7 protein-coding genes are annotated in these 9,047 nt (G+C 37.7%); all 7 read left to right on the top strand.

Annotated elements, in window-relative coordinates:
* Nucleotides 1–112: 112 nt before the first annotated feature.
* On the top strand, nucleotides 113–3,232 hold the full coding sequence (locus ACFILH_RS03770; protein WP_375667403.1) for an autotransporter outer membrane beta-barrel domain-containing protein: 3,120 nt from the start codon (nucleotides 113–115) through the stop codon (nucleotides 3,230–3,232).
* Between the two features lie 1,114 nt (nucleotides 3,233–4,346).
* Nucleotides 4,347–5,036, top strand: coding sequence for a hypothetical protein (locus ACFILH_RS03775; RefSeq protein WP_375667404.1), 690 nt, complete (start codon nucleotides 4,347–4,349; stop codon nucleotides 5,034–5,036).
* Nucleotides 5,021–5,173, top strand: a complete 153-nt coding sequence (locus tag ACFILH_RS03780; RefSeq protein ID WP_375643614.1) for a hypothetical protein — start codon at nucleotides 5,021–5,023, stop codon at nucleotides 5,171–5,173. The genes ACFILH_RS03775 and ACFILH_RS03780 overlap by 16 nt, the downstream gene beginning before the upstream one ends.
* A gap of 42 nt (nucleotides 5,174–5,215) precedes the next feature.
* A complete protein-coding gene (locus tag ACFILH_RS03785; RefSeq protein WP_375658072.1) occupies nucleotides 5,216–5,518 on the top strand; it encodes a hypothetical protein in 303 nt (100 codons plus the stop codon).
* Nucleotides 5,508–5,720 carry a hypothetical protein gene (locus ACFILH_RS03790; protein ID WP_375667406.1) on the top strand — a complete coding sequence of 71 codons (213 nt, stop codon included), beginning with the start codon at nucleotides 5,508–5,510 and terminating at the stop codon, nucleotides 5,718–5,720. Before ACFILH_RS03785 ends, ACFILH_RS03790 begins: the two co-directional genes overlap by 11 nt.
* A complete protein-coding gene (locus tag ACFILH_RS03795; protein WP_342753379.1) occupies nucleotides 5,710–6,081 on the top strand; it encodes a hypothetical protein in 372 nt (123 codons plus the stop codon). Before ACFILH_RS03790 ends, ACFILH_RS03795 begins: the two co-directional genes overlap by 11 nt.
* A 158-nt stretch (nucleotides 6,082–6,239) precedes the next feature.
* The coding region (locus ACFILH_RS03800; RefSeq protein ID WP_375667407.1) for an autotransporter outer membrane beta-barrel domain-containing protein at nucleotides 6,240–9,047 on the top strand (2,808 nt) is incomplete at its 3' end.

Raw genomic sequence — 9,047 nt, forward strand, 5'->3', positions numbered from 1 at the left:
GTCGATATATAAAATACAAAACGTATTTTAAATTATTACGCGTAACCAAAGTTATTAAACAGAACGCGTTTTTTTTGTTTTTAGGGAAGGGGAAGAAAGTTTGTAGAAAATTATGTTTAAAAATCATCTCTCTTTATGTCATTTTACAACGGTTATTTTTTTCTTTGTATACAATACTGATGCAGGTGAGACTTCTTCTGAGAAGAAGCAATATTCATGTAACGAAGGTGCTTCATTTTATCGCTGTAATGATGGTAAAACGCATGAAATTTCCAAGAAAACTTATCAACTTACGGGTGAAAGTTCTGATGCTGCCATAGAGGCATCAGGGAAAGATACAGTCATTGAGGGAGAGGCTATAATCATTAACGGTGTTTCGAATGCAAATGTCCATTCAGAAACAAACGCTTGGACAACAGCTGTAAAGTCCTCAAATGGGGGAGGCGTTGTTCTATTTGATTCCATGTTAAATAACGTGTCGATAGGGGGCGATGTTAATGAGGAGGGGGCTTTTGAGATGCAGGATGGGGTGATTAAAGCAACCAGAATGGGGATCAGTGTTGCGGGTAAAGGGTCGTTTGTTTCTTTGACCAAGACAGAGATTAAGACATCTTCTGATGCGATAGGTCTTTTGAGTCATAATGGTGCAAAAATTTATATGAAAGAAGGAAAAATTGATTTTACCAGTGGTATTGGTGTCCAAACAGGAGGAGATGGAGAAATTAATTTAGATGGTGCTTCTATTACGGGGAGGGGAAAACAGGGGACAAATACAGGTAATCATCGCGAAGCTTCTGCTTTTAGTATGCTGCAGGGGAAAGGCTCTCTTAATTTCCAGAAGGGAAATGTTAATGTCATTAGAGCGCATGGTATTGCCTTGGAGGGAAATGATAATAATGCTGCTCATATCAAATATTCCAATATTTTTGTGAGAGGGAATGCATTTAATGGCATGCGCTTTTTTTGGGAAGCTGTCTTAAATGATAAAAAAACAATTATGCCTGGAAAAGGGACTGTCTATTTGACAAAGACAACCGTTATGGCTCCAGAAAGTACGGCTATTTACAGCCGCCAATTCGAAAGTTTTATTAAACTCTCACAACATTCAACAGTTTCTGGAGATTCACTCCTGAAAGCTGTTGAGCATTCCAATGTAAAGATTGAGGCTGATGCTTCTACCCTTGTAGGAGGCGCACATGTTGATGGAAGTTCTACGGCTAAGATAGAGTTAAAAAATGGTTCAAAATGGATTTTATCGCGACCAAAATATGACAAATTGCAAAATTCTGATGCGTCTGGTTCTAATTTAGGGGACTATTCCTTCATTTCATCGGTCAATCTTATGGATAGTTCTCTTATTTTTGAAGAACTAAAATCCAAAACGACTGATGGTTATCAGACACTTCTTATCGGAAAAGGATCGGGGATTGTTTACCGTGCACAAGGCGATGCGCTTCTTTATCTTAATGCATATTTGGATAAAGGGGGAGCTCTGCAAGAGCAAAAAACTGACCGGCTTTTAATCAATGGTGATCTTGAAGGAAAGACGACAGTCCATGTGTATAGTGTTCCTGGAAGCTCAGGGGCATTGACGGGAGATGGTGGTAATAATCAGGGGATTTCCATTATTCAGGTTTATGGACAAGCTGCTGAAGATTCTTTTCAGTTAAAGGGGGGATATGTCACACTTGAAGCCTCCCCCTATCAGTATCATCTTAAGAGTTATGGTCCAGGCTCTACTTTAGGGGCAGCAGATTCAAATCAAAGAGTGCTTAAAAACTCTGGAACATTTTGGGATTTCCGCCTCGAAAGTCAATTTGTTGATTCTTCCTCTCTTGATCCCACTAAAGTTTTTCCCGTTCTTGATTTGGTTGTCCCTCCTTCTTCTGATGATATTCCTTCTTTTCCTAAAATTCATCCTAATATTATTGGAGGAGAGGATGGTTCTATTGATTCTAACTCTCAGCAAAAACCTCAGGAGCCAAGTCTTTCTTCTCCTGTAGATTCTCCTGATCGGGATTTCCATCTTACGACTACACCTAATGTATCTGATGTTTTGGTGCTTGAGATCCCCCATCCTCCTTCCTCTCTTGCACCTGTTATTCCCGCTATTGCTGAATCTAATCCAGTTGCACCACCTGCATCTGGTTCACTTGTTCCGCCGCATGTTTCACCCGCTCCTTCTGTTGTTGCACCACCTGCGTCTAGTTTTTCTGTTCCGGCATCTGTTTTTGAGCCTTCTTCTCATTTTGAGCCAAATGTGAGAGTCGTTGTTCCCCAGGTTCTGACTTATATTCTTGTGCCAAATACCTTATTTTATGCTGGATTGATGGATATCAGTAATCAAAACAAGCAGTTGCAATCGCTGCGAACTGTTTCTGGTCGGTTATTGAAAAATGATGGAAATCCCGCTTTGTTTTTACGCGGTTACGGTGGACATCATCGTTATACTTCAAATTTATCTGTACTTAAATATGGTGATTATGGCGGTGAGCTTGATTATAATGCACTAGAGGCAAATATTTTACTCAAGAAAATCGAAAGTGCATACAGTACGACATCTTTTGGGATTATGGGGAATTATGGCAAGCTTTCTTTGCAGCCTCGAAAGGTTAAACAAAGTCAAGAAAGTATATTTGATAAATGGACAATCACGGCATATGGAAGCATGCAGCATGATACGGGTCTTTATATGGATGGTCTCTTTTCTTATGGTTTGTTTAATGGAAATGTTCTCACACTTGAGCGAGGTAAAACAGCTACATTGAGAGGTAAGCCCCTAAGTGTTTCCTTAACTGCTGGTAAAACGTTTATGATCGGCAGCCGATATTTTATTTTTGAACCACAAGTTCAGTTTGTTTATCAAAATCTCCAGTTTCATAAGACTCGTGATATTGATAATTTTAATATTGATATGCGAAGCCCAGATCATTGGGGGATGCGTATTGGTGGGTATTTAACGAAGACACTTACATTTACTAAAGATGCACATGTTCTTTCATTCTATGGTAAGCTTCATTTCATTCGTAGTTTTGATGATAAACAATTTGTATATTTTAAAGATGCCTTCCAGCTTGGTTCCTTTGGGTCTTCTTTAGAAGCTGGATTTGGTGTTTTTTCGCAATTATCTCCAAAAATTATTTTTCATAGCGACCTGATTTATCAGCATAAATTTACGAATGCCGGATTTTCTGGAACGCATTTTTCTGGTGGATTAAGCTATCACTTTTAATTGTATTTTCCTTTAATATATCCTTTGTGGAAAATATAAGTATAAAGCATGGTTTTATAGTGTTATTTTCTGATTTTTGACTTTATGTATAATACAAAACAAATTATTATGACGGCACATAATAAGAATAATAAGTAGATGAACCAGAGGTGTCTTTTCGATTTTTTATGAAGATAAAATAAAGAAAGTTTAGACTAAATTATGATTAAAGTATTAAAACGCCATGTGTGTGTTTTCTTACGACCTCTATTTTTTCTTCGCGCACAATATAGATGTGAGTGCAGAAGGTTATAAACCCTCATGTAATTCTCTTTTTAAATCGTATTCGTGTGATACAGTTGGTGCTGCTTGTACTTTTGGAAGTCGTAATAAGTTATATATGAGTGGATTGGATAGGAAGGACTACAGGTGTTATTTTTACAATACAATCTCATAACATAGTTATTAAGCCGGAAAAAAGTAAAGGGGAAAAGGCGTTTCAGGAATTGGTGGAATTTTAGAATTAAATAGATCTGAGAAGATTACATCAGCAGTGGTTGTGTCAAAAGACAATAAAACTTCTTTTAAAAAGAGTTCTATTATAGGAAATAGCGAAAAGAAAAGTGGTAGAAATGCCAAGTTATCTCAATCTGTGTTTGGTGTGAAGCAGAGCGGTTTTTTTCTTTGATGAAGGTAAGATTCAGGTTTCTGATGTTCATGACATAGCGATTGAAAGTGCAAAACCGGTTTTTAAGGAAAGGTCATTTGAGTTTCGAGATAGTTCTATGTCTTTGGTTTCTTTTGAAAACTCAGAGATCATTCTTCAGGGACAAAGGGTTCATAGTTTGCATTTTAGAGGAAGTACTTCGCAACACGAATATCAAGAGGGAGTGCTTCTTACAAGTTTAGGCGAAGTTCGATTTAAAAAAACTGCTCTTTATGTTCCCAATGGTACGGCTATTTATAGTAACGATGCTAGGAGGTATCCTTATATTACGATATTAGAGGGGTTCGCGTATTTTTTGCTGATCGGTTATTAGATGTCAAAAATAATTCATTTATCGTTCTTGATGCCTATGCGTCTTTTCTTGCAGGAAGGGCACATGTTGAGAAAGGTTTTTATGATAGTGTTGAGTTGTTCAATCAATCTCTATGGACTGTAAGAGCAAATAAAAATGCGCTTGAAAATAATCATAAAAAAGCTCCATATTGTGTAGGTTCATCTGTTTTCTTTGTAAGGCTTATTGATAGTTTTATTTTCTTTCAGAAACCAAGAAATGATTTTTATCAGACACTTCGTGTTAGGAGATTGGATGATGATTATGGTTTAGATCATGCTTACGTTGTAGGAGAGGACGCACGCTTATATGTTAATGCATATCTTACTGCAAATGGTAAAAGCAAGGGAATAAAAGCTGATAAACTTCTTATCTATGGTGATGTTTATGGAAAAAGTGAGGTGCATATTGTCGATGTTACAGTGGCTTCAAAAAAAATAAAGAACCAGAGCAAAGGTAAGCAAAAAGACGATAAAAAAGACAGCCTCAGTGTTTCAATTGTTCAGGTTTATGGAAAGGCTGCGGATGATTCCTTTAAATTAACAACAGATTATGTTGCTCTAAGAGGAGCGCCTTATCGATATAGTGTTCGTGCTTATGGTCCCAATTTTTCTCATAGACAGGTAAAGGTGGGGATGGATCCGTTAAAGAGAAAAATATTGAGTATAATGGAGATTTTTGGGATTTCCGACTTGAAGCTGAATATGTTCAGAAACTTTCTCATCTGCATCATATGCGGTTGGAAAATGATGTGTCTCATTCTTTAAGTACTCATACTCATCATAATAATGTTTTAGCTGATCATGATGCTTCTGTTCTTTACCCTGAAGAGGGCGTTAAAGCTGTTGTCCCACAAGTTTCAGCATATCTATCGATGCCTCATGCTTGTTTCAGGTTGGTTTGATGGATATGAACAATCACAATAAACAGCTGGAAACATTGCGTATTGCTGCTGGGACTTTGGGAGAAAAAGGTAAAAAATCCTGCTCTTTTTGCGCGAGGTTACGGTGGAAGTTATCGTTATGTTTCTGATCTGTCTGCGCTTGAATATGGTTATGGTAGAAATTTGAATTATAACGCTATAGAGGCAAGTGTTTTGCTCAATGCGATTGAGGATACACATCACACTTTAAGCTTTGGAATAATGGGGAATGATGGAAAAAATTCTCTACAACCTCAAGATGTTGAAGAAAACAAAAAAGTACATTTGATAAATGGTCTATTACACATATGGCAGCATGCAGTATGATACAGGCTTTTATATCGAGGGTCTTTTTTCCTATGGTTTATTTAAAGGGAATGTTCTCACGCAAGCAAGAGGCAAGACAACAACATTGAAGGGAACACCTTTGAGTGCTTTATTGATTGCGGGTAAGTCATTTATGACAGGACATAAAGGGGTTATTTTTGATACCGCAGGTTTAGGTTGTTTATCAAAATGTGCGGTTTGATCAGGCGTTTGATATTGATGGTTTTGATATTGAAATAGAAAAACTTGATTTGTGGGTGATGCGTGTTGGCGGGTCTTTAAGAAAGACGCTTGCTGCTTCTGAAGAGGCTCTTGTTGTTTCTTTCAATGGCAAGTTTCATCTTGCCATGAGTTTTGGAGGAAAACAACGTGTACAGTTTGGAGATGAATTCCAATTAGGGGGTTTTGGTTCTTCTCTAGAAGCTGGAATGGGGGGTAATGCTCAGTTATCTTCAAATTTTTTATTGCACGGAGATTTAACCTATCAGCATCGTCTTAGTAAAACTGGTTTTTCAGAGATGATTTTTCATGCGGTTTACACTACGCTTTTATGTATATTCTGAAATATAGAATAACATTTACATAAATATATAGTATTTTATGAATTGCAAAGCAAGTATTTATTTGTTATACTTAAAACTATTCATATGTTTAACTTAACATTATTTCAGATCTCATTCACTTTTAAATAAAGCGGGGGAGAAGGATTTGCAAAAGAGTTATGGTTAATATATTTAAAAATTATAGGTTGACTTTTACAACAGTTGCTTTTTCTTTTTTTTGGGTTGTAAATATTAATGCTGGCTTTCATGCTTTTGCAGCTCCCTGTGATGAAACAGGGAGCTTTTATACGTGCAGTGATGGTAAAAAACATACACTTGAAAATAAAACTTATAATTTAAAAAGTTCTCAAGAACATGCTCCTGATTCTGCTCCTATTAAGGCTATATATGTAGAAAAAGCAGGTACAGTTGTTGATGCATCTCAGATAAATGTTTATGGCGATGATTCAGGTCAAATATTGACATATGGTGCATATGCAAAATATGGTGCGCGTCTTAATCTAAAAAATTCAAATTTTAAGAATGTACGTGCTCTTCATGCTGAAAATGCGGTCATTAGCATGACAGATGGATCAATTACGGAAACTTCTCACGCTATGTATGCATTGGGTGAAGAAGCGGATATTGCTTTAGTGCGTGTAAAGATTGAGATTGAGCCAGACAACCTGCAAGATATCGGGTTTGTGAGTAGACTTGGTGCAAAGATTAGGATGTCAGGCAGTACTGTTACATTTAATGGGAAAGGTAGATTTTCATCATTTTATGGGGGAGGGTATAATTTCGATAGTACTATCATTAAGGGTAAAGGAAAACAAAAAACTACTATCGTCGATGAGGAAGGTTTTGATAAAATACCAGAAGCTTTCGATGTCTCTCAAGGAAGTAATGTTCAATTGAGTAATAGTTCTATTGAACTGAGTGATATGCATGGTTTTTTGGTGAAAAATTCTTCGGTTGATGTGAATGATAAAGAAAAGTTGTTGTGGAAAGCATTTAGTTCATCGGATGAATTTAAGAAGACAAATATTAAGATTAACAAATCCAATGTTTCTGTGCTGGGTAAAGGAGTACATGGTCTGTATTTTTATGGATTAGAACCAGAGGAAGGGTTTAGAATAGCTGATTCAACTAATGAAATGTTGTTACAAGGCAGAAATATCATTATAGGAAAGGCATTTGTTCAGTTATCAAAGACAAACTTTACAGTTCCAGAAGGTATCGCCATTTATAGCACTGGGACTGATGGTTTTGGGGCTAAAGCTACCCTTGAACTATTGGACGATACAAAAATCTCTGGTGACTTATTAATAAAAACTGAAAAAGATTCTTCTCTTCTTGTTCAAGCATATTCTTCAACCCTTATAGGGGGAGTGCGCATTGAAGATAGGTCTCGCGTAGATTTACAGTTAAAAAATGGTTCAACATGGTATCTTACTAAAAGTAAATATCAAGGTTTAGAAGAAAAGGATGTTACGGTTTCATCGCTTTCTACTTTGAGTCTCCTTGATAGTACGCTTGTTTTTGAGAAATATGTCTCTCAAGATTATCAAACATTGCATATTGGAAAGAAAATATACAATAAAGAAGATGTTTATGCATTAGATGATATTGGTAAAACAGCGGGTGTGGATGACGTATACAATAAAGTATACAGTGCGGAAGGTAATTCTCGGATTAAGATGAGCACATTTATGAATAATGATGGTTCATTTGATCCTCAAAAAACTGATCGCGTTTTAATCTATGGTGATGTTTTGGGAACCACGCTCATTGGAATGGAAAAATTTCAAAAAGCTTCAGATACAAACGTGATTGACGGAAGTCATCAAAGTGTTTCGATTATTCAGGTTTTTGGAAAAGCAAAGGAAGATACTTTTAAGCTTTTGAATGATTATGTTGCGATAAATGGATTTCCTTATCAATATAAACTTCGTGCTTATGGTCCTGGTTCTTCTTCTGGAGAAGCAAGTCCCGAAAATAGATTGGTTGAAGGGGAAGGAGATTTTTGGGATTTTCGTCTCGAAAGTGTTTACATTAATCCTGAATTAGATCCTTCTGAATCTATTTCAGTTCCGTCTATTAAGCCTACGTCCACAGTTTTACCACCTAAATCTGAAGCAGAAACTATACCTTCTGAACGGCCATCAGAAACTATTGCGCCTGAACAACCTCCTTCTGTTGAGCCTTCACTTATACCATCTACACCTTCTTTGCCTGAAACATCTGAGCCGTCTGAAACATTTATTCCTACGGATTCTACTCTCACTCCTTCTGCCCCTGTTTCGCCTGCACTTCCCTCTGTCCCCTCTGTTCCAGAGGACGCTTCTTCCGTGCAACCTATGCCTGCATCGCTTGTTCCAGTTGAAACTTCTACTGATGAGGTTTTGCCATCTAAGCCCTCTGTTTTAGAGGACATTTCATCTACGGATTCTGTTCCCACTCCTTCTGCGCCTGTTGAACCTAGAGTTCCTTTTGTACCAACTGTTCCAGAGTCTCCTTCTACTGATGAGGTTCTGCCATCTGAGCCCTCTATTCCAGAGGACCATTCTTTTGTGCAACCTATGCCTGCACCGTTTGTTCCAGTTGAAGATTCTACTGATGAGGTTCGTCCATCTGAGCTCTCTGTTCCGGAGGACACTTCATCTCCAGATTCTGTTTCTCCTCCTTCTGCGCCTGTTGAACCTGTACGTCCTTCTGTACCAACTGTTCCGGAGGACCATTCTTTTGTGCAACCTATGCCTGCACCGTTTGTTCCAGTTGAAGATTCTACTGATGAGGTTCGTCCATCTGAGCCCTCTATTCCGGAGGACACTTCATCTCCAGATTCTGTCCCCACTCCTTCTGCCCCTGTTGAACCTGTACGTCCTTCTGTACCAACTGTTCCGGAGGACCATTCTTTTGTGCAACCTATGCCTGCACCGTTTGTTCCAGTTGAAGATTCTACTGATGAGGTTCGTCCATCTGAG

It is taken from the genome of Bartonella sp. CL435QHHD, assembly GCF_042195095.1.
Lineage (GTDB): Bacteria > Pseudomonadota > Alphaproteobacteria > Rhizobiales > Rhizobiaceae > Bartonella.

Excerpts from the sequence above, each read along its gene's own strand:
- ACFILH_RS03790 (WP_375667406.1), top strand. The coding sequence starts at position 5,508 with ATGCAGTATGATACAGGCTTTTATATCGAGGGTCTTTTTTCCTATGGT.
- ACFILH_RS03770 (WP_375667403.1), top strand. The coding sequence starts at position 113 with ATGTTTAAAAATCATCTCTCTTTATGTCATTTTACAACGGTTATTTTT.